Source organism: Rhizobium sp. FG96, from assembly GCF_057808655.1.
Genome location: NZ_JBMDIL010000008.1, coordinates 167,094 through 187,999 on the forward strand (window position 1 = coordinate 167,094; position 20,906 = coordinate 187,999).

At 60.1% G+C, this 20,906-nt stretch carries 20 protein-coding genes and 4 tRNA genes; 4 read left to right on the forward strand and 20 right to left on the reverse strand.

What is annotated here, in order from left to right; translation table 11 throughout:
- Window positions 1-154: 154 nt before the first annotated feature.
- From rpoB to ACODR6_RS17885, 14 genes are all read right to left on the reverse strand, one after another.
- Window positions 155-4,294 (reverse strand): DNA-directed RNA polymerase subunit beta, encoded by a 4,140-nt coding sequence (rpoB, locus tag ACODR6_RS17820; RefSeq protein WP_112716906.1) that lies wholly within the window; start codon window positions 4,292-4,294, stop codon window positions 155-157.
- A 261-nt stretch (window positions 4,295-4,555) separates the two neighbouring features.
- Window positions 4,556-4,936 carry a 50S ribosomal protein L7/L12 gene (gene rplL, locus ACODR6_RS17825; protein WP_112716908.1) on the reverse strand — a complete coding sequence of 127 codons (381 nt, stop codon included), beginning with the start codon at window positions 4,934-4,936 and terminating at the stop codon, window positions 4,556-4,558.
- A 58-nt stretch (window positions 4,937-4,994) separates the two neighbouring features.
- Window positions 4,995-5,513 carry a 50S ribosomal protein L10 gene (gene rplJ, locus ACODR6_RS17830; protein ID WP_112716910.1) on the reverse strand — a complete coding sequence of 173 codons (519 nt, stop codon included), beginning with the start codon at window positions 5,511-5,513 and terminating at the stop codon, window positions 4,995-4,997.
- A 323-nt stretch (window positions 5,514-5,836) separates the two neighbouring features.
- Window positions 5,837-6,535 (reverse strand): 50S ribosomal protein L1, encoded by a 699-nt coding sequence (gene rplA / locus ACODR6_RS17835; protein WP_112716912.1) that lies wholly within the window; start codon window positions 6,533-6,535, stop codon window positions 5,837-5,839.
- A gap of 4 nt (window positions 6,536-6,539) precedes the next feature.
- Window positions 6,540-6,971, reverse strand: a complete 432-nt coding sequence (gene rplK / locus ACODR6_RS17840) for a 50S ribosomal protein L11 (RefSeq protein ID WP_112716914.1) — start codon at window positions 6,969-6,971, stop codon at window positions 6,540-6,542.
- Window positions 6,972-7,146: 175 nt separating this feature from the next.
- Complete coding sequence (gene nusG, locus ACODR6_RS17845; RefSeq protein WP_112716916.1) at window positions 7,147-7,677, reverse strand: transcription termination/antitermination protein NusG; 531 nt, start codon at window positions 7,675-7,677, stop codon at window positions 7,147-7,149.
- Between the two features lie 17 nt (window positions 7,678-7,694).
- On the reverse strand, window positions 7,695-7,895 hold the full coding sequence (gene secE, locus ACODR6_RS17850) for a preprotein translocase subunit SecE (RefSeq protein ID WP_112716918.1): 201 nt from the start codon (window positions 7,893-7,895) through the stop codon (window positions 7,695-7,697).
- Between the two features lie 188 nt (window positions 7,896-8,083).
- Window positions 8,084-8,159 (reverse strand) — tRNA-Trp (locus ACODR6_RS17855).
- A 140-nt stretch (window positions 8,160-8,299) separates the two neighbouring features.
- The gene (locus ACODR6_RS17860) at window positions 8,300-9,193 is read right to left on the reverse strand and encodes an NAD-dependent epimerase/dehydratase family protein (protein WP_112716922.1); all 894 of its coding nucleotides are present in this window, start codon (window positions 9,191-9,193) and stop codon (window positions 8,300-8,302) included.
- 77 nt (window positions 9,194-9,270) lie between these two features.
- Window positions 9,271-9,570: a HigA family addiction module antitoxin gene (locus ACODR6_RS17865; protein WP_199630020.1), complete on the reverse strand. Its 300-nt coding sequence runs from the start codon at window positions 9,568-9,570 to the stop codon at window positions 9,271-9,273.
- A 20-nt stretch (window positions 9,571-9,590) separates the two neighbouring features.
- On the reverse strand, window positions 9,591-9,872 hold the full coding sequence (locus ACODR6_RS17870; RefSeq protein ID WP_112716926.1) for a type II toxin-antitoxin system RelE/ParE family toxin: 282 nt from the start codon (window positions 9,870-9,872) through the stop codon (window positions 9,591-9,593).
- Between the two features lie 107 nt (window positions 9,873-9,979).
- Window positions 9,980-11,155 (reverse strand): elongation factor Tu, encoded by a 1,176-nt coding sequence (gene tuf, locus ACODR6_RS17875; protein WP_130282487.1) that lies wholly within the window; start codon window positions 11,153-11,155, stop codon window positions 9,980-9,982.
- Window positions 11,156-11,353: 198 nt separating this feature from the next.
- Window positions 11,354-11,427: transfer RNA gene (locus ACODR6_RS17880), tRNA-Gly, on the reverse strand.
- Window positions 11,428-11,450: 23 nt separating this feature from the next.
- Window positions 11,451-11,535, reverse strand: a tRNA-Tyr gene (locus tag ACODR6_RS17885).
- 202 nt (window positions 11,536-11,737) lie between these two features.
- Between ACODR6_RS17885 and rlmB the strand changes: the two genes are divergently transcribed.
- From rlmB to ACODR6_RS17900, 3 genes are all read left to right on the forward strand, one after another.
- Entirely contained in the window at window positions 11,738-12,628 is an 891-nt protein-coding gene (gene rlmB / locus ACODR6_RS17890; RefSeq protein ID WP_199628676.1) for a 23S rRNA (guanosine(2251)-2'-O)-methyltransferase RlmB, read from the forward strand.
- Window positions 12,629-12,717: 89 nt separating this feature from the next.
- Window positions 12,718-12,885, forward strand: coding sequence for a hypothetical protein (locus ACODR6_RS17895; RefSeq protein WP_199628677.1), 168 nt, complete (start codon window positions 12,718-12,720; stop codon window positions 12,883-12,885).
- A 61-nt stretch (window positions 12,886-12,946) separates the two neighbouring features.
- Window positions 12,947-13,084 carry a hypothetical protein gene (locus ACODR6_RS17900; protein ID WP_165402738.1) on the forward strand — a complete coding sequence of 46 codons (138 nt, stop codon included), beginning with the start codon at window positions 12,947-12,949 and terminating at the stop codon, window positions 13,082-13,084.
- Window positions 13,085-13,139: 55 nt separating this feature from the next.
- On the opposite strand, the gene ACODR6_RS17905 is transcribed toward ACODR6_RS17900, so the two are convergent.
- The 3 genes from ACODR6_RS17905 to ACODR6_RS17915 form a co-directional block, all read right to left on the reverse strand.
- On the reverse strand, window positions 13,140-13,643 hold the full coding sequence (locus ACODR6_RS17905) for a hypothetical protein (protein ID WP_413709317.1): 504 nt from the start codon (window positions 13,641-13,643) through the stop codon (window positions 13,140-13,142).
- 1 nt (window position 13,644) lies between these two features.
- A complete protein-coding gene (locus ACODR6_RS17910; protein WP_112720409.1) occupies window positions 13,645-14,418 on the reverse strand; it encodes an NAD kinase in 774 nt (257 codons plus the stop codon).
- Window positions 14,419-14,529: 111 nt separating this feature from the next.
- A tRNA-Thr gene (locus tag ACODR6_RS17915) sits at window positions 14,530-14,605 on the reverse strand.
- Between the two features lie 174 nt (window positions 14,606-14,779).
- On the opposite strand from ACODR6_RS17915, the gene ACODR6_RS17920 reads away from it, so the two are divergent.
- A complete protein-coding gene (locus ACODR6_RS17920; protein WP_130282513.1) occupies window positions 14,780-15,094 on the forward strand; it encodes a hypothetical protein in 315 nt (104 codons plus the stop codon).
- Window positions 15,095-15,147: 53 nt separating this feature from the next.
- On the opposite strand, the gene prfB is transcribed toward ACODR6_RS17920, so the two are convergent.
- The 3 genes from prfB to ACODR6_RS17935 all read right to left on the reverse strand — a co-directional run bounded on the left by prfB (window position 15,148) and on the right by ACODR6_RS17935 (window position 20,293).
- Window positions 15,148-16,279, reverse strand: a protein-coding gene (gene prfB / locus ACODR6_RS17925) for a peptide chain release factor 2 (protein ID WP_112720412.1) whose coding sequence is annotated in 2 segments (ribosomal slippage) — window positions 15,148-16,209 and window positions 16,211-16,279 — 1,131 coding nt in all. Because the reading frame shifts where the segments join, the coding sequence is not laid out codon by codon here.
- 101 nt (window positions 16,280-16,380) lie between these two features.
- Complete coding sequence (locus ACODR6_RS17930) at window positions 16,381-18,840, reverse strand: penicillin-binding protein 1A (RefSeq protein WP_112720413.1); 2,460 nt, start codon at window positions 18,838-18,840, stop codon at window positions 16,381-16,383.
- Between the two features lie 241 nt (window positions 18,841-19,081).
- Window positions 19,082-20,293 (reverse strand): N-acetylmuramoyl-L-alanine amidase, encoded by a 1,212-nt coding sequence (locus ACODR6_RS17935; RefSeq protein ID WP_489023339.1) that lies wholly within the window; start codon window positions 20,291-20,293, stop codon window positions 19,082-19,084.
- Between the last annotated feature and the right edge of the window lie 613 nt (window positions 20,294-20,906).

The window sequence follows — 20,906 nt, forward strand, 5'->3', positions numbered from 1 at the left end:
TGCGATCGACGGCGGCAAATCCCGGGAGCCGCGCCAACGCTCAAAACGACAATAACCGCAGAATGCGGCGAAATCGTCCCTGCCCGGCCAACACGTTACGGGGCCAGAGCGGGAACGGTGTGCGCTGATTTACAGCGCACACCCTATCAGATGGTTACTCGGCTGCGTCCGGCAGCTGGCTCGCCTGCTGTTCATCGACCTTGGAGTTCTCCAGTTCGACAGACAGACCGAGCGAGCGCATTTCCTTGACGAGAACGTTGAAGCTTTCGGGGATACCCGCTTCGAACGTATCGTCGCCACGGACGATGGCTTCGTAGACCTTGGTACGGCCGGCGACGTCGTCCGACTTGACCGTGAGCATTTCCTGCAGCGTGTAAGCTGCACCGTATGCTTCCAGTGCCCAGACTTCCATTTCGCCGAAGCGCTGACCGCCGAACTGCGCCTTGCCGCCCAGCGGCTGCTGGGTAACGAGCGAGTAAGGACCGATCGAACGGGCGTGGATCTTGTCGTCGACAAGGTGGTTCAGCTTCAGCATGTAGATGTAGCCAACAGTGACCTGGCGGTCGAACTGCTCGCCCGTACGGCCGTCGTAAAGGGTCGACTGACCGCTTTCCTTCAGACCGGCGAGAGCCAGCATCTCGTTGACGTCACCTTCGTGCGCGCCGTCGAAAACCGGCGTCGCGATCGAAACGCCGCGCTTCCACTGGTCGGCAAGACGCAGGACCGACTCGTCGTCGAAATCCTTGACCTGCTCGGCCTTCGGACCCTCGCCGACAACGTCGCCAATCGTCTTGCGCAGAGGCTCGATGTTGCCGCTCGCCTTGTAGGCTTCCAGCATGTCGCCGATCTGGCGGCCCATGCCGGCGCAAGCCCAGCCGAGATGCGTTTCGAGAATCTGACCGACGTTCATGCGCGACGGCACGCCGAGCGGGTTCAGAACGACGTCGACATGCGTACCGTCTTCGAGGAACGGCATGTCTTCGACCGGCACGATACGCGACACGACACCCTTGTTGCCGTGACGGCCGGCCATCTTGTCGCCTGGCTGGATCTTGCGCTTAACAGCGACGAAGACCTTGACCATCTTCATGACGCCCGGAGGCATTTCGTCGCCGCGCTGGACCTTCTCGACCTTGTCCATGAAGCGCTGTTCAAGGCGCGACTTGGATTCGTCGTACTGGCCACGCAGAGCTTCGAGTTCGCTCTGGACCTTCTCGTCTTCGACGGCGAACATCCACCACTGCGAGCGGGGATATTCGGAGACGACGGCGTTCGACAGTTCGGTGCCCTTCTTGAAGCCCTTCGGGCCCGCGATGGACATCTGGCCGCGGAGCATGTCGATCAGACGGCCGTAGACGTTACGGTCGAGGATCGCCTGCTCGTCGTCGCGGTCCTTTGCAAGACGCTCGATCTCTTCGCGCTCGATTGCCATCGCGCGCTCGTCCTTCTCAACGCCGTGGCGATTGAAGACGCGCACTTCGACGATCGTGCCGTAGGTGCCGGGCGGCATGCGCATGGACGTGTCGCGCACGTCGGATGCCTTTTCACCGAAGATGGCGCGCAGGAGCTTTTCTTCCGGCGTCATCGGGCTTTCGCCCTTCGGCGTGATCTTGCCGACGAGGATATCCCCCGGCTGAACTTCGGCGCCGATGTAGACGATACCGGCTTCGTCGAGGTTCTTCAGCGCTTCTTCCGAAACGTTCGGAATGTCGCGCGTGATTTCTTCCGGACCTAGCTTGGTGTCACGGGCCATCACTTCGAATTCTTCGATGTGGATGGAGGTGAACACGTCATCAGCAACGATACGCTCGGAGAGCAGGATCGAGTCTTCGTAGTTGTAACCGTTCCACGGCATGAACGCGACGAGCGCGTTGCGGCCGAGTGCGAGATCGCCCAGGTCCGTCGACGGGCCGTCGGCGAGGATGTCGCCGCGGTTGACAACGTCACCGACGGTGACCAGCGGACGCTGGTTGACGCAGGTGTTCTGGTTCGAACGCTGGAACTTCTGCAGGCGGTAGATATCGACGCCGGACTTGCCAGCTTCGAGGTCTTCCGTCGCACGGATAACGATACGCGTCGCGTCGACCTGGTCGACAACGCCGCCGCGGCGGGCGCCGATAGCAGCGCCGGAGTCGCGGGCAACGACCGGCTCCATGCCGGTGCCGACGAACGGAGCTTCAGCACGCAGCAGCGGAACGGCCTGACGCTGCATGTTCGAGCCCATGAGAGCGCGGTTGGCGTCGTCGTTTTCCAGGAACGGGATGAGAGCGGCTGCGACCGAAACGACCTGCTTCGGCGAGACGTCCATCAGGTTCATGCTGTCGCGCGGAGCAAGCATAACTTCGCCGGCGTGACGGCAGACGACGAACTCGTCAACGAAGGAACCGTCCTTCTCGAGCGCGGCGTTGGCCTGTGCGACGTAGTATTTCGCTTCTTCCATGGCCGACAGGTAGAGAACGTCGTTCGTGACCTTGCCATCGACGATGCGGCGGTACGGGCTTTCGATGAAGCCGTACTTATTGACGCGCGCGAAAGTCGCCAGCGAGTTGATGAGACCGATGTTCGGACCTTCCGGCGTTTCGATCGGGCAAATGCGGCCGTAGTGGGTCGGATGAACGTCGCGGACTTCGAAGCCTGCGCGCTCGCGGGTCAGACCACCCGGGCCAAGTGCCGAGAGACGGCGCTTGTGGGTGATTTCCGAAAGCGGGTTCACCTGGTCCATGAACTGCGACAGCTGCGAGGAGCCGAAGAATTCGCGGACGGCAGCTGCTGCCGGCTTGGCGTTGATCAGATCCTGCGGCATGACCGTGTCGATTTCGATCGAGGACATGCGTTCCTTGATCGCGCGCTCCATGCGGAGCAGGCCGAGACGGTACTGGTTTTCCATCAGTTCGCCGACGGAGCGAACGCGACGGTTGCCGAGGTTGTCGATGTCGTCGATTTCGCCCTTACCGTCGCGCAGTTCGACGAGCATCTTGACCACGGCCAGGATGTCGTCCTTGCGCAGGATGCGGACGGTGTCGTCGACCTGGAGGTCGAGACGCATGTTCATCTTCACGCGGCCGACGGCGGAGAGGTCGTAACGCTCCGCATCGAAGAACAGCGAGTTGAACATGGCTTCGGCCGATTCCATGGTCGGCGGTTCACCCGGGCGCATGACGCGGTAGATGTCGAACAGAGCGTCCTGACGGTTCTCGTTCTTGTCTGCGTGTAGCGTGTTGCGGATGTAGGCGCCGACATTGATGTGGTCGATACCGAGAACCGGGATCTCGTCGAAACCGTTCGACAGGATGACCGGCAGGGTCTTCTCGTCGATTTCGTCGCCGGCTTCGAGATAGATCTCACCGGTCGAGTAGTTGACGATGTCTTCGGCCAGGAAGTTGCCGTACAGGTCGTCGTCAGACGCCTTCAGGGCCTTGAGACCCTTTTCGGAGAGCTGGCGGAGCAGACGCGGGGTCAGCTTCTTGCCGGCTTCGACAACGACTTCGCCGGTGTCGGCGTCGACCATCTCGGTGATCGCCTTGGCGCCACGCAGCGTTTCCGGCTTGAAGGGAATGCGCCAGCCTTCGCCGTCGCGCTTGTAGAGCGACTTCGTGTAGAAGGTGTCGAGGATTTCCTCACCGTCCATGCCGAGGGCCATCAGCAGCGACGACACCGGAATCTTGCGGCGGCGGTCGATACGGGCATAGACGATGTCCTTGGCGTCGAATTCGATATCGAGCCAGGAACCACGATACGGGATCACGCGGGCAGCAAAGAGCAGCTTGCCGGAAGAATGGCTCTTGCCCTTGTCGTGATCGAAGAACACGCCCGGCGAACGGTGCATCTGCGAAACGATGACGCGCTCGGTGCCGTTGACGATGAACGTACCGTTGTTGGTCATGAGCGGCATGTCGCCCATGTAGACGGACTGTTCCTTGATGTCCTTGATGGACTTCGCGCCGGTATCCTCGTCGATATCGAACACTATGAGGCGCAGCGTCACCTTGAGGGGCGCTGCGTAGGTCAGGTCGCGCTGACGGCATTCATCGACGTCGAACTTCGGCGGCTCGAATTCGTAGGAAACGAATTCCAGCATCGAAGCGCCGGAGAAATCCGTGATCGGGAAAACAGACTTGAAGACGGCCTGAAGGCCTTCGTCAGGGCGGCCGCCCTTGGGCTCTTCAACCATCAGGAACTGGTCGTAGGACGCCTTCTGAACCTCGATGAGGTTCGGCATCTCTGCGACTTCGGGGATTTTACCAAAAAACTTGCGTACGCGCCTACGACCGTTGAACGAAAGGGTCTGAGCCATCGTCGCTCCTTCAAAAATTGCATCCGGGCCTGCAACGGACGGGAACCGATGGCCAGTCGACCCCGTCAACCAATGGGTTGGTTCAATCTCGTCTCACTTCCCGAAACAAGAGGCCGGATTGCCTTCATGCTGCGGTTCGAGACCATCCTCTTGAAGAACCCATTACCCAAAAGCCGTTTTCACGCGGCTTTTGGGTAATTTGTTCAGGAAAACGGCAAATGGGAGACGGTAAACATACCGCCTCCCAGATGCAGTTCAAGATTACTTGACGTCGGCCTTTGCGCCAGCGTCTTCAAGCTTCTTCTTGATGTCGGCAGCTTCAGCCTTGGAAACGCCTTCCTTGACAGCCTTCGGAGCGCCTTCGACGAGGTCCTTGGCTTCCTTCAGGCCGAGGCCGGTGATGCCGCGGACTTCCTTGATGACGTTGATCTTGTTGGCGCCAGCGTCAACCAGGATAACGTCGAACTCGGTCTTTTCTTCTTCAGCCGGAGCTGCAGCGCCACCAGCGCCACCAGCAGCAGCAACTGCTACCGGAGCAGCAGCAGAAACGCCCCACTTTTCTTCGAGCATCTTGGAAAGCTCAGCAGCTTCCAGGACGGTCAGAGCAGAGAGGTCTTCAACGATCTTTACGAGATCAGCCATGTTATCAGTTCCTTTTGTTCGGTTCGAACCGGTGTTTTATAAACAGCAAAAAACCGCCTTATGCGGCTTCGTCCTTCTTGGCGTAAGCCGAGAACACGCGAGCAAGCTGGCTTGCCGGTGCTGCAACAACGCCTGCGATGCGGGTAGCCGGGGTCTGAATCATACCGACCAGCTTTGCACGCAGTTCGTCCAACGACGGCAGGGTCGCAAGCGACTTGACTGCATCGGCGTTGAGCGTGGTTGTTCCCATGGCGCCGCCCAAAACAACGATCTTATCGTTGGTCTTGGCGAAATCCACGACGACTTTCGGAGCGGTGATCGGGTCATTGCTGTATGCAATGAGCGTCTGACCGGTGAAGAGATTGGAAATCCCTTCCGCTTCCGTACCCTGAAGGGCGATCTTGGCCAGGCGGTTCTTCGCGACTTTGACGGTACCGCCAGCTGCGCGCATCTTCGAACGGAAGTCGTTCATCTGCGCGACTGTAGCACCAGCATAGTGGGCCACGACAACCGAGCCCGAAGCCTTGAAGACTTCGTTCAGTTCCGTGACGAATTCGCGTTTTTCCGCTCTTTCCACTGCCTATCTCCAGTTGGCAGGACCTGTAAGGCCCTACCGGGTTGCCTTTTGCCTCCCGGGATCAATTGCGATCCCAAGCGACGCTTGAGGATCCTGTCCCCTCGCGCTTCGCGCCAGAAAAGGCCGAAGGCACAAGGCATCCAAGGCTCGAACCGGATCAATGAAGCGAACTTCAGAAATTCGGGTCTTACCCGTCTCATGCAGGCCAAGTGATTAAGGGAAAACCACCTGCAATCTCGGACAGGATTCCGGATTTCTCCGGAATATCCCGGCCCCTTGCGAGGCCGGAATTCTTGCTGCCGGGCAAAAGCCCGGCAAATTCATTAGGCGGCCGGAGCCGTGACCGAGCCAACCTCGATCTTGACGCCCGGACCCATGGTCGAAGAGATCGCTACGCGCTTGACGTAGTTACCCTTGGCGCCAGCCGGCTTTGCCTTGATGACGGCGTCAGCGAAGGCGCGGATGTTTTCTTCCAGAGCCTTGGCATCGAAGGATGCCTTGCCGATGCCGGCGTGTACGATACCGGCCTTTTCGACGCGGAATTCAACGGCGCCGCCCTTGGAAGCCTTAACGGCACCCGTGACGTCCATCGTTACCGTGCCAACCTTCGGGTTCGGCATCATGCCGCGCGGGCCGAGAACCTTACCGAGACGGCCGACGAGCGGCATCATGTCGGGGGTCGCGATGACGCGGTCGAAATCGATCTTGCCGCCCTGGACGATGTCGACCAGGTCTTCGGCGCCGACGATGTCTGCGCCTGCAGCCTTGGCTTCGTCAGCCTTGGCGCCGCGGGCGAAAACAGCGACGCGAACGTCGCGGCCGGTGCCGTTCGGCAGGTTGACGACGCCGCGGACCATCTGGTCGGCGTGGCGCGGGTCAACGCCGAGGTTCATCGAGATTTCGATGGTCTCGTCGAACTTGGCGACAGCACGCTCCTTGACCATGCCGATAGCGAGGCCGAGTGCGTAGAGCTTCGTGGGATCAACACCTTCGTTGATCTTCTTGGTGCGCTTGCCTGACATGGTCTTAACCTACCACTTCCAGGCCCATGGCGCGGGCAGAGCCCTCAATCATCGCCATTGCACCTTCGATATCTGCTGCGTTCAGATCCTTCATCTTGGCTTCGGCGATCGACTTGATCTGAGCCTTGGTGAGCTTGCCGGCGTTGGCGCCCTTGCCGGGCGTCTTCGAACCGGACTGGATCTTCGCTTCCTTCTTCAGGAAGTAGCTGACCGGCGGCTGCTTCATGATGAAGGTGAAGGACTTGTCCTGGTAATAGGTGATGACGACCGGGATCGGCATACCCTTTTCCATTTCCTGCGTAGCCGCGTTGAACGACTTGCAGAATTCCATGATGTTAATGCCACGCTGACCAAGCGCCGGGCCGATCGGCGGGGACGGGTTAGCCGATCCTGCCTTGACCTGAAGCTTGAGCTGGCCTGCAACTTTCTTAGCCATATCTCTCTGCCTTTCACTGACGGCCGGTTGCCCGGCCCTTGATGCCGGATTGCTCCGGCGGCTGCGGTTGCGTGGTTCGGATAATTGCGACCCGGCTAAGGCCCCTCACCTTCCACGCGCTGCGGCTTTCGCCGCCCGAAGGCCAGCCTCAAGGACCAGCCTCCGATTCTTGAAATCAGACCTTCTCGACCTGACCGTATTCGAGCTCGACCGGCGTCGCGCGGCCGAAGATCGACACTTCCACCTTCAGGCGCGAACGCTCTTCGTCCACATCCTGAACCGTGCCGTTGAACGAGGCGAACGGACCATCGGAAACCCGAACCTGCTCGCCGATCTCGAAGCTGACCGAGGCCTTCGGACGCTCGACACCCTCCTGAACCTGGCCGAGAATGCGCTCGGCTTCGGAGTCCGGGATCGGAACCGGCTTGTTGTCGGAACCAAGGAAGCCCGTGACCTTCGGCGTGTTCTTGATCAGGTGGTAGGCTTCGTCGGTCAGGTTCGCACGAACCATGACGTAGCCCGGGAAGAACTTGCGCTCGCTGTCGACCTTGCGGCCGCGGCGCACTTCAACCACCTTCTCGGTCGGCACGAGAATCTTTTCGAACAGGTGCTCAAGCCCTTTCTGGCGAGCCTTGTTCTCGATGTCCTCGGCAACCTTCTTTTCAAAATTCGAATACGCGTGGACGATGTACCAACGTGCCGCCATCTTTTATCTCCACCCGATCAGTTGCTGACGTTGAGCACGAAGCTCAAAAGCCAGCTGATCAGCTGGTCGGCAGCAAAGAAAAACAGCGCGGCAAAAACCACCATTACCAGAACCATGATCGTCGAGATCATCGTCTCACGGCGCGACGGCCAAGTGATCTTCGCCGTCTCGGAGCGAACCTGCTGGAGAAACGCTAGTGGATTGGATTTGGATGCCATCGACTGCCCACGCAATTACGGCGCGTAAAGCTGAACATATCAGCCCCACGCACCGCGTGTCTGTTGAACCCTACATAAACACCGATTCCCAATTCGACAAGAGGGAAACCGAAGTTTAACGAAATTAGCCATTGCGCCTCCCCGGCCGGAACGCCGCGAGAACGTCCGCGCTTCCCGTTCGAGGAAAATGGCAGGGGCAGAGGGGCTCGAACCCCCGACCTGCGGTTTTGGAGACCGCCGCTCTACCAACTGAGCTATACCCCTTTACGCTTTCGTTTCAGCTCCTTGGCCATTCGGCCGAAGCGCTTCCGCAAAGCATGGCGCTCCCTTTAAGACGGCGGCAAAGGATTGGCAAGTCCCGTTTTCGATTTTTCCCAATCCTCTGCCGCTTCAAGACGTTTCCGTCAGACCTTCACGTAGTTGCGCCAGTTGTGTTCTTCCTTGAAGCCCAGCACTTCGCGGATCTTGCGGTTGGAGAGAAGCCCCTCATATTCGCCGATCTCGCGCGTGAAGGGAACGTTGGGGAAAAACCGTCTGGCGAGCTCCTTCGACGGCGTATTGGCCGAGACAGTGTCGTTCGCGGCATTGAAGACCTGGTAGCCGAGACCATCCTTTTCGATGCAGAGATGGCAGATCTGGCCAAGATCGCGAGCATCGATATAGCTCCAGGCAATGCGCTTGCGAATCTCCGGATCGGCGAAGAAGGCCGGGAACTTCTCGTATTCATGCGGCTCGATGACATTGCCGATGCGCAGCGCATAGATGTCGGCGCCGGTGCGTTCGGCGAAGGCCCTTGCCGTCTTCTCGTTGATCACCTTCGACAAGCCATAGGAATCCATCGGATTGACGTCGTAATCCTCATCCAGCGGAAACTGGTGGAAATCGCGATGTCCCTCGGCGAAGCAGACGCCATAGGTCGTCTCGCTTGAGGCGACGATGATCTTGCGGATGCCGAGCTTCACTGCCGCTTCGATGACATTATAGGTGCCCATCGTATTGATGCGGAAGGTCTCGTTATCAGGCTTGATGAGGATGCGCGGCACGGCGGCAAAATGAATGACCGCGTCGAACGGCTGGACGCCCTTCCCGCTCTCGAGATCGGGAAAGTCACGATGCATCGACAGCGCGTTAAAGACCTGGCCGCTATCGGTGATGTCGGCGATCAGATTGGTGACGCCGGGGCTTTCCAGCGGCACGAGATCGATATTGTGGACCTCATAGCCCTTGGCGACCAGCCACGGCACGGTGTGCCGCCCTGCCTTGCCCGAACCACCGGTGAAAAGAATACGCTTCTTCATGAAATATCCTCCGCGTCATGAAAATCGCAGGGATAGATAAAGGCTTTGCAACGCAGCGCAAGGGTGGCGCTGCTGCGTCAGGCTGCCTCGACCTCGGGGATGGCGGCAAGCGCCGTCGCCATAGCGTCCTTTTGGACCTTGATGTCGTAGCTCACCTGCAGGTTCATCCAGAACTCGGGCGTCGTGCGGAAGAATTTGGCGAGCCGCAGCGCGGTATCAGTCGTGATGCCCACCTTCCCACCCGCGATACGCTCGATGCGGGTCCGGGGAACGCCGAGCTTCTTTGCCAGCATATAGGGCGAGATTTCCAATGGCTCGAGATAGAGCTCCCGCAGGATTTCACCGGGATGGATCGCCGGCAGAATATTCTCAACCATGGTCCATAGCTCCATTCATTCTAATGATAGTCCGTGATTTCGACATCGCCCGGTCCGCTTTCCGTCCAGACGAAACAGATGCGCCATTGCTTGTTGATGCGGACGGAATGCTGCCCTTCCCGGTCTCCCGCCAATTTCTCCAAGCGATTTCCCGGCGGGGATCGAAGGTCGTTGAGATCGGCCGCGGCATTCAGCACTGCCAGCATCAGCTGCGTCCTGCGAACAAGATCAGCAGGAAAGCCCTTTCGGATCGATCCATCGGCAATCGATTGGCTGAGCTTGTCCTTATATGATCGGATCACCGGGCGTCTCGCATTGGTATCATACGATGATACTAATCGAAGTCAACAAAAACGAAAAAGGCCCCGCTGTTTCCAGCGAGGCCTTCTTTATTCAATGCGACAGCCGATTACTCGACGATCGAGGCAACGATGCCGGCGCCGACGGTACGGCCGCCTTCGCGGATAGCGAAGCGCAGCTTTTCTTCCATCGCGATCGGAACGATCAGCTCGACGTCAACCGTGACGTTGTCGCCCGGCATAACCATTTCCGTGCCTTCCGGCAGCGTGACGATGCCCGTCACGTCCGTCGTGCGGAAGTAGAACTGCGGACGGTAGTTGGTGAAGAACGGCGTATGACGGCCGCCTTCTTCCTTCGTCAGGATGTAGGCTTCTGCCTTGAACTTCTTGTGCGGCTTGACCGAACCCGGCTTGCACAGGATCTGACCACGCTCGACGCCGTCACGGTTAACACCGCGAACCAGTGCGCCGATGTTGTCGCCGGCCTGGCCCTGATCGAGCAGCTTGCGGAACATTTCAACGCCGGTAACCGTCGTCTTCGAGGTCGCGCGGATGCCGACGATTTCGACTTCTTCGCCAACCTTGACGATACCACGCTCGACGCGGCCCGTAACAACCGTACCACGGCCCGAGATCGAGAACACGTCTTCGATCGGCATCAGGAACGGCTGGTCAACCGGACGCTCAGGCGTCGGGATGTAGGCGTCGACCTGAGCCATCAGCTCGCGGATCGCGTCTTCGCCGATCTTCTTGTCGGAATCTTCGAGAGCGGCCAGAGCCGAACCCTTGACGACCGGGATGTCGTCGCCCGGGAAGTCGTAGGACGACAGCAGTTCGCGAACTTCGAGCTCGACGAGTTCGAGAAGCTCGGCGTCGTCAACCTGGTCGACCTTGTTGAGGAACACGACGATAGCCGGAACGCCAACCTGGCGAGCGAGCAGGATGTGCTCGCGGGTCTGCGGCATCGGGCCGTCAGCAGCGGAGCAAACCAGGATCGCGCCGTCCATCTGTGCGGCACCGGTGATCATGTTCTTGACGTAGTCGGCGTGGCCGGGGCAGTCGACGTGCGCGTAGTGGCGGTTCGGGGTCTCATACTCGACGTGGGCCGTCGAGATGGTGATGCCGCGTGCCTTTTCTTCCGGAGCAGCGTCGATCTGGTCATACGCCTTGAACTCGCCGAAATACTTCGTGATCGCTGCCGTCAGAGACGTCTTGCCGTGGTCAACGTGGCCGATCGTGCCGATGTTTACGTGCGGCTTGTTGCGCTCAAACTTACTCTTTGCCATTTGAATGCTTCCTGTGAACGAAATGGGTGACCCCGGCGAACCGGTTTAGTGCCGCCGTTTAAGGCTTTCGGCGGGATTGCGCAAGACCTAATTGCGAACGGTCTTCCGGGCTTTGCTGCCCATATGGGAGACAATCTTCAGCGCACAAGATCGATGCCGCTCAAGACTGCAGAATTATTTGAAAATGAAAAGAAAACCTGGAGCGGGTAGCGGGAATCGAACCCGCGTATTCAGCTTGGAAGGCTGCTGCTCTACCATTGAGCTATACCCGCGGGATTGGTCCGATCGAGACGAATGGTGGAGAGAGTTGGATTTGAACCAACGTAGGCTGAGCCAACGGATTTACAGTCCGTCCCCTTTAACCACTCGGGCATCTCTCCATAACTTTTCGTCTGGATCGGAAGACCAAGCTTGCGATCGTTTGGCGTCGCCGCCCTCGATCTGCGCCGCGTATATGACCGGTGCGTTTTCACATGTCAACACGAAGACAAAAGAAAAAATGTGAAAAAATTCATTGCCTGTTGAAAGGCCCGGAGACGAATGAGACCTATGCGCAGCGAGATCGCGCCGCTATAAAGCCGCATGAGCAAAGACAACAAATCCGGCGGCAAGCCCGCAACCGAAAAAACCCCGCGCGACACGCATTATGCAACGCTGCGCCGCCAGCACCGCGATGCAAAACGCGAGCGCGGCGAGATCCCCACCCCTGCCCCGCAAAAACGCAAGCGCGGCGGCGACGACTGGAAGCCGCCGGTTCTGGCGCCCGAACAGGTCTATCTCTATGGCCTGCACACGGTGCGCGCCGCGCTCGACAATAAAGAGCGACGCAACATCAAGCTTTCGGTGACGCAGAATGCGCTCGTCCGCCTGGAGATCGATCCCGAGACGCTCGGCATTCCGGTCGAGATGGTGGCGCCGCATGATATCGACAAGATGCTTGGCCCCGACGCCATCCACCAGGGCGTCATGCTGGAAACGCGGCCCCTGCCCGTACGCCGGCTGGAAGCGCTGAAGGACAGCCCGCTGCTTCTGGTTCTCGACCAGGTGACCGATCCGCATAATGTCGGCGCCATCATGCGCTCGGCCGTCGCCTTCAATGCCGGTGCCGTGATCACCACGCAGCGGCACAGCCCGACCGAATCGGGCGTGATGGCAAAATCGGCCTCCGGCGCCCTTGAACTCATTCCTTATATACAGATCACCAATCTCGCCGATGCGGTGGGCGAGCTGCACAAGCTCGGCTTCGTGACGATCGGGCTTGATTCGGAAGGACCGGCGCCGCTCGAAGGGACCTTTACCGGAGAGAAAGTGGCACTCGTTCTCGGCTCAGAGGGCAAGGGCCTGCGGCAGAAGACGCGCGAGACGGTCAATGCGCTGGCGCGGCTCGACATGCCGGGCGCGATCAAATCGCTCAACGTCTCGAACGCGGCAGCGATCGCGCTCTATGCGGCGCGGCTTTATCTGGCGAAATAGGTGAGATCAGCCGGCGGACTCAAAATGAACGCATGCGGCGGCTAGAAGCCGCCGGACCGAAACGGCAAGCGAGAAGGAAGCAATCCGGCATGGCAATCCGGCCCCTCCTGTTCGGCATTCTGTTCATCGCAGTTTTCGTCGGCATCATCCTCAGTCTGGTCTGGGTCGATCCCTCCCAGCCGACACGGCAATCCGACCCCCTGGCGCCCTCGCCACCTGCCGTTACCGACCCCACAGCGCCTGCTCCTGCGCAATAGGCGCCTGGAACCACAAACCGCACCGCGCGTTTGCCTCGCAGATTAACGCAAGGAAAACCGCATGCGAATCATGATCGTGGTCGTAGTTCTGATGGTCGGCTCAGTGCTCAGCATCGTGATGATGACGCCATCCGGCGCCGGACAGACCGGCAACGGCGCCAAGATCGAGGCTAGCATCAACGAGCCTGTGCAGCAGTAGACCTGAATCCATCACCTGATGTGCAAGGCCCCGGCATGACCGGGGCTTTCTGCTGTCAGTTGCTGGCCTTCTCGACGGTGATCTCGCCGAACTCGTCGATCATCACGGTCCAGCCGTCGGGCTCGGCATCCGGATCGGTCTTCAGGTAGACCGTGGCGAAGAGGCCCGGCTGCTTGATGATGCCGGTGGAATTCTCCGGACGGATGTCGGTCACATAGGGCTTTATGTCGGTGAACTCATGCAGCTCGAGAGTGGAAACGACCTCGGGGCCCTCGTCGGCCTGGGCAATCTGCTGCAGGTAGACCTTGGACGTGCGGTCCGGCTGACGGACGGCGAAGATCTTGTAATAGCCGTGCCGCGGCTCCGCACTGATGGCAGCCGGCTGGGCTGCACCTGGCGCGCGCTCGATGGCAATCTCGCCCTTCGCCTCTTCCCAGTAGCCGGTGCTCGTCGCAAAGGTGATCGACGACGGCAGGATCGTGTCGGCGGCTGGTGCTGCAGCCGCCATCCCCGCGCCCGAGAAAAGAGCGGCAGCCAGAAGTAAGTTTGCGGCTCTCATCTCAATCCTCGAATTGTTCTGCCAGAATGCGGTCGGACCAGGAGCGGTCCGGATCGGAGAGGATGCGTGCCGTCATATGTTCCGACTGGGCGATGCGCACATGCAGCACCGACTTGACCTCGGAATTATCGGCAACGGCATTCACCGGCCGCTTCTCCGCTTCCAGAATATGGATATCGACCGTCACCTTGTTCGGCAGCAGCGCGCCGCGCCAGCGCCGCGGACGGAAGGCGCTCACCGGCGTCATCGCCAGAAGCGGCGCCTCCAGCGGCAGGATCGGACCATGGGCCGAGAGGTTATAGGCCGTCGAGCCCGCCGGCGTCGCCACCATCAGGCCGTCGCAAATCAACTCTTCGAGCCGCACATGGCCATCGACCTCGACCCGCAGCTTCGCGGCCTGGTAGGACTGGCGAAACAGCGAGACCTCGTTGATCGCAAGTGCTGTCGAATTGGTCCCGTCGGCATTGGCTGTCGTCATCTGTAGCGGCCGGAAGACATTCTCGACGGCAGCGCAGATACGGTCCTGCAGATCTTCCGTCTTGTAATCGTTCATCAGGAAGCCGACGGAACCGCGGTTCATGCCATAGACAAGCTTGCCACTGTTCATCGTGCCATGCAGCGTCTGCAGCATGAAGCCATCGCCGCCAAGCGCGACAATGACATCGGCCTCCTCGGCGGGCACATCGCCATAGATGCGAATCAATTCCTCACGCGCCGCCAGCGCCTCGGTGGCGGAAGATGCCAGAAAACCAAGCGTCTGAAATGACCGGCCCATGCAATGCCCTTTTATGATGCTCGCCTAGCTAAAGGATAAAGGGCTTGTGCGACAAGGTGTTTTGCGCGCCGGCGTGGCGTCTGGGGAAAACATGGCTTGTCCGGCTTGGAATGGTGCCCCCGGCAGGGTTCGAACCCGCGACCCCCTGATTACAAATCAGGTGCTCTACCAACTGAGCTACAAGGGCAATGCGTGCCAAGTAGCAGATTCTGCCCTTGTGTAAAGGAGAAAACCTTTTTGACGCGATTTCGTGATCGATCTTCGCGCTTTCCTCCGCATGAACCTAACATGAAGCCCGTCTTCAGAGCGAGTTCAGGCCGCCGGGGCCAACCTTGGGCATGAACTACCAAGGAGATGCGTTATGAAAATCGCCCATTTTGCCATTGCGGCCGTTCTTTCGATCGGCTCGGCCTTCGTTGCGGCGGAGCCTGTCTCGGCCATGCCGCGGTCGCAGGCGCCGGTTGCGGCTGTGGAAAAGAGCGATGTCGTTCAGGTCCGGCACCGTCACTACCGGAACAACCATCGTTATTATTATCGCCATGGCTGGCGCTATAACAGACACCACTATCGCGACTGGCGCGCCGAGCGGCGCTGGCGGGAGCATCGTTACTGGCGATATCACGACCGTTACTACCGGCCGCATCGCAACGGCGTCTATTTCCGCCTGAACCTCTAGAACGAAAAAGCCCCGGGAGACCGGGGCTTTCTTTATTCACATGCCTGCAGCGATCAATCGATGTCGTCCACGACGGCGTCGGGCTTGCCGCTGATGCGGTGCGCGAGAGCCGCTTCCATGAACTCGTTGAGTTCGCCGTCGAGAACATCGCCCGGAGCGGTGCTGGCAACGCCGGTGCGCAGGTCCTTGACCAGCTGGTACGGCTGCAGGACGTAGGAGCGGATCTGGTGGCCCCAGCCGATATCGGTCTTCGATGCCGCTTCGGCGCTGGCCGCGTCTTCGCGCTTCTTCAGTTCCGCTTCGTACATGCGGGCGCGCAGCATGTCCCAGGCCTTGGCGCGGTTCTTGTGCTGCGAGCGTTCCTGCTGGCAGGCGACCACGATGCCGGTCGGGATATGGGTGATACGAACGGCCGAGTCGGTCGTGTTGACGTGCTGGCCGCCGGCGCCCGAGGAGCGGTAGGTATCGATGCGGCAGTCGCTTTCGTTGATCTCGATGTTGATCGAGTCATCGACGACGGGATAGACCCAGATCGACGAGAAGGACGTGTGACGGCGCGCGTTGCTGTCATAAGGCGAGATACGCACCAGGCGGTGAACGCCCGATTCCGTCTTCAGCCAGCCATAGGCATTGTGGCCCTTGACGAGCAGGGTCGCGGACTTGATGCCCGCTTCTTCGCCGTCATGGACTTCCAGAAGCTCGACCTTGAATTTCGAACGCTCAGCCCAGCGGGTGTACATGCGCAGAAGCATGTTCGCCCAGTCCTGGCTTTCCGTGCCGCCGGCGCCGGAATGGACTTCGAGATAGGTATCGTTGCTGTCGGCCTCGCCCGACAGCATCGCCTCGACCTGGCGGCGCGCAGCTTCGGCCTTCAGGCCCTTCAGCGCTTCCTCGGCCTCGGTGACGATGCTCGCATCGCCCTCTTCCTCGCCCATCTCGATGAGCTCGATATTGTCGTTCAGCTGCTGCTCGAGCTGCCGCACGCCGTTGATGCCGTCATCCAGCTGCTGGCGCTCGCGCATCAGCTTCTGTGCTTCCTGGGCATCGTTCCAGAGGTTCGGGTCCTCTGCCTTGTTGTTCAACCAGTCCAGCCGTCTTATCGCCTGGTCCCAGTCAAAGATGCCTCCTCAGCAGGGTGATAGCCTGCTTGGTTTCATCGACTACGTTTATGATCTCCGCGCGCATTTTCCTGCTTCTCTGCGTTGGTCTCGAGATGGCCCGTCAAATAGTTGCGGCGGCAGCGGATGTAAAGCCCGCAGCCGCCGCCTGGCGTTCGACGAAGGTGATTAGTAGAGGCCGCCGCTGTTCGACTGAACGGCCTGATTGGCCTGCGGCGAGGTCTTCAGGATCTCTTCCGGAGACATGGTGCTGTCCATGCCGATGACCGAGAAGCTGTCGGCCGGGCCGGTGCCGGGCTTGAAGGCTTCGATGATCGTGTTCGGATCGCCTTCCTGCGCCGCCATGCCGGTCTTGCGGTCGATGGCGACGAGGTTCATGCCCTGTGGGATCACGAATTTAGACGGCGGCATGTCCTTGACGGCTGCCTGCATGAACTCGTTGAAGATCGGCGCCGAGAGACCGCCACCCGTACCCCCGCGGCCAAGCGGCGCCGGCGTGTCGAAGCCCATGTAGAGACCGGCGACCAGATCCGGCGTGAAGCCGACGAACCAGGCGTCCTTTTCATCGTTGGTGGTACCGGTCTTGCCGGCGACATCGCGGCCGCCGAGATCAATCTTGCCTGCGGCGGTACCGCGGGTGATGACGCCCTGCATCATCGAGGTGATCTGGTAGGCGGTCATCGGGTCGAGAACCTGTTCGCGGTTGTCGACGATGTTCGGCTCTTCCTGGTTCTGCCAGTCGCCGGCATTGCAGCCGTCGCAGACGCGCTCTTCATGCTTGAAGATGGTCTTGCCGTAGCGGTCCTGGATGCGGTCGATCAGCGTCGGCTTGATCTGCTTGCCGCCATTGGCAATGACCGAATAGGCCGAGACCATGCGCAGAACGGTGGTTTCGCCGGAGCCGAGCGACATGGCGAGCAGCGGCGGCATCTTGTCGTAGATGCCGAAGCGCTCGGCATATTCGGCAACGATGTTCATGCCAAGGTCGTTGGCGAGGCGGACCGTCATCAGGTTGCGCGAATGCTCGATGCCCGAACGCAGCGTCGAGGGGCCGCCGACTTCGCCGCCGTAGTTTTCAGGCTTCCAGACCTGACCGCCGGAGACGATCTCGATCGGGGCGTCCATGATAACGGAGGCGGGCGTATAGCCGTTGTCCATCGCGGCTGCGTAGACGAAAGGCTTGAAGGAGGAACCCGGCTGGCGCATCGCCTGCGTCGCACGGTTGAATTCCGACTGGCCGTAGGAGAAGCCGCCGGCCATGGCGAGAACACGGCCGGTTTTCGGGTCCATGGCAACGAGGCCACCCTGAACCTTCGGTGGCTGCTGCAGCCGGTATGATGTCGATGTCTCACCGCCCTGGCGCGCAACATAGACGACGTCGCCTGGCGACAGAACGCCCTCAGGCGACTTCGCCGTCTTGCGGTCGCCGGTCGACGAGCGATAGGCCCACTGCATGTTCTTTGCCTGGATGGTGCCGCGCTCGCGATCCGGGCCGATCTTGCCGCCACCGTCCTTCGGCGGCTGCAGGCCGATATCGACGCTGTCGTCGGAGACGGCGAGAACGACGGCAAGGCGCCATTCGGGAACGTCCGACAGGGCCGGAATGTCGGCGAGGGCCTTGCCCCAGTCGGCAGTCGTGTCGATCGTCTTGATCGGGCCATGGAAACCGCGGCGCTCGTCATAGGTCGTCAGACCATCCTGCAGGGCGCGGCGGGCAGCCAGCTGCATCTGCGGATCGAGGGAGGTGCGGACCGAGAGACCGCCTTCATAAAGCGCCTTCTCACCGAACTGGTCGATCAGCTGACGGCGCACGGCTTCGGCGAAGTAATCGGACGCGAAGAGCGACGGGCCGGTGCTGCGGGCGGTGACGCCGAGCGGCTGCTTCTTGGCTTCTTCGCCGTCTTCCTTGCTGACATAGCCGTTTTCGACCATGCGATCGATGACCCAGTTGCGGCGCTCAAGCGCTGCTTCCGGGTGGCGGAACGGATGGTAGTTTGCCGGGCCCTTCGGCAGCGATGCCAGATAGGCGGATTCGGCGATCGTCAGTTCGGTGACCGACTTGTTGAAATAGGTGAGTGCTGCGCTGCCGATACCGTAGGAGTTCAGGCCGAAGAAGATCTCGTTCAGATAAAGCTCGAGGATCTTGTCCTTGCTGTAGGCCTGCTCGATGCGGAAGGAGAGGATCGCTTCCTTGATCTTGCGGTCAATCGTCTGGTCCGAGGTCAGAAGAAAGTTCTTGGCGACCTGCTGGGTGATCGTCGAGGCGCCGACCGGGCGGCGGCCGGAGCCGAAATTCTGGACGTTGACGAGGATAGCACGGCCGAGACCGGTGAGGTCGACGCCCGGATGGTTGTAGAAATTCTTGTCTTCAGCCGAAAGGAAGGCAGCCTTGACGCGGTCCGGGATTGCCTGGATCGGCAGGAACAGGCGCTTTTCCTTGGCATATTCGGCCATCAGCGCGCCGTTGCCGGCGTGAACGCGGGTGGTCACGGGCGGCGCATAGCTGTTCAGCACGGCGTAATCGGGGAGATCCTTCGCGACGTTGGCCAGATAAACGGCCACGACAGCTGCTGCGCCAAGAAACATGACGCAAGCAATGCCGAAGAAATATCCAAGAAGTCTGATCATGTTGGGCTACCGGTATTCCAAATCTTCAATCGGCGCAGGCGGTATCATCGCATCAGATCGCGCAATTTACACGTTGCGCGCGGCTTACTCCATGCGCGGCACTGCGACAAGCCGATTCCGCCTCTCGGGTCAGAAACATAGCCGGGAGTAACGGCCTGAATGTGAGCAAAATAGGGCTCCCCTGCCCCATTCCACTGCCATCCTCAGCTTTCGCTCAAACTGTCACATCTTCGCCACGGCATCAGCCGCCATTGGCGGCAACCGACGAATGGTATCGCTTTACGGCATCGGTCAGCAGATCGGCCATCTTCAGCCGCCACTGGTCGTCAAGGAGAAGCTTCTCATCCTCGACATTCGAGAGGAAGCCGAGTTCCAGCAGGATCGAGGGCACGTCGGGTGCGCGCAGGACCTGGAAACCGGCATGCCGGTGCGGATTGTTGATCGTGCCGATCTGATCCTTGAAGGAGCCGAGCACATTCTCGGCAAGCGAGATCGAGAAGGCCTGGGTCTCGCGCCGCGTCAGATCAAGAAGGATGTCGGCGACCTCAGGCGGCTCGGCGACGGTTTCCTTGCCGGCGATCTGGTCGGAGAGGTTTTCGCGCTCGGCGAGATCGGCGGCGAGCTTGTCGGATGCCTTGTCGGAGATCGTGTAGACGGTGGCGCCCCTGATATCCTTCTGCTTCAGCGTATCGGCATGAAGCGAGATGAACAGACCGGCATGGTGCTGGCGGGCGAGCTGCACGCGCTCGGAAAGCGACAGGAATTCGTCGCTATCGCGGGTGAGGAAGGCCTTGATGCCGGGCTCGCGGTTCAGCCGGTCGGCCAGCGCCTTGGCAAAGGCAAGCGTCACCTGCTTTTCCTCGGTCTTGGTGTCGACGCCGATCGCGCCGGTATCGATGCCACCGTGACCGGCATCGACGGCAATGATGAAGTCGCCGGGCTTCGGCGCCTCTCCGGCCGGTATCGCGCTCGTCACCTGCTGATCGGCCGGATCGCTCCAAGACTGGCCTTTGACGAGGGCCGCGAATTCCTCCTTGGTCGTCATCTCGGCATCGAGCACCAGTCGGTGGCCCTTGCCGTCCTCATCCTTCTGCACCTTGGCGATCGCCAGCTTCACCGGTTTGATCGCCGTCAGCACGATGCGGGCACTGCCCTCGCCCATCGCGCCGTAGCGGATATCCTTGAAGAGACCGCGGGCACCGAGCTGCTTGGCATCGAAGCCGAAGGCGGTCGCCGGCAGGTCGATGACGATACGCTCGGGATTGGCGATGTAGTGAACGGAGAAAGCCGGTTCGCGGTCGAAATCGACGACGATGCGGGTGCGGGCGTCATCGCCGATGATGCGGGCGCCATAGGCAAGCAGCGGTTCGGGCTTGCCGCCATCGGCAGCCGAAGCAGGCCCCACATGAAGACACAGCGCGGCAGCAACGAGCGCGCCCGCCAAAATATTCATCCGCCTGCCGGATTGCCCTTTAGCGGGCCGCTCCCTCTTAACCAATCGACCGCCACACCCTATCTGTCATTGCATATCGGTCCCGAACGCCCGCCAGCGCCGTCAGGCTCCCCCGAGCCTTGTAACACAGCGCATGCCGAATCAGGACCGTTTATCCCCGATTTTCTATGCGTGCCGAAATCCATCAATATTATGGCACATTTGGCTTTTCCCTTGCTATTGTGACAGAGAAACCATACAACGAATTCAGGTTAGAAGTGCTGACGGGATAGAGTCGCCGCGAAGGCTGCCAACCCCACTAGGACCTGGCGCCGCAACCGGCAATCGTCCGCCGTCATATGTGTTTCTAGCCGAGTGAACTGGATTCTGAATTTTCCGGCGTATGCGGAAACTTCATCGGTGGATAGCCACCAAACGCTCTGAGGAGCAAACCCATCGGACCTACGGGTCTTAGTATTGTCGATCTCGCTTGGTCATAATGGTGTCGCAGCAGGTTTTATCCAAAGTCTACAGGCCCCGGGAGAATATCTTCCCCGCTGTTGCCTGGCTGCTGCCTACCCTCCCGAACCAATCGCGACTTTCATTATCCGGCGCAACCGCTCATAACCGTTCC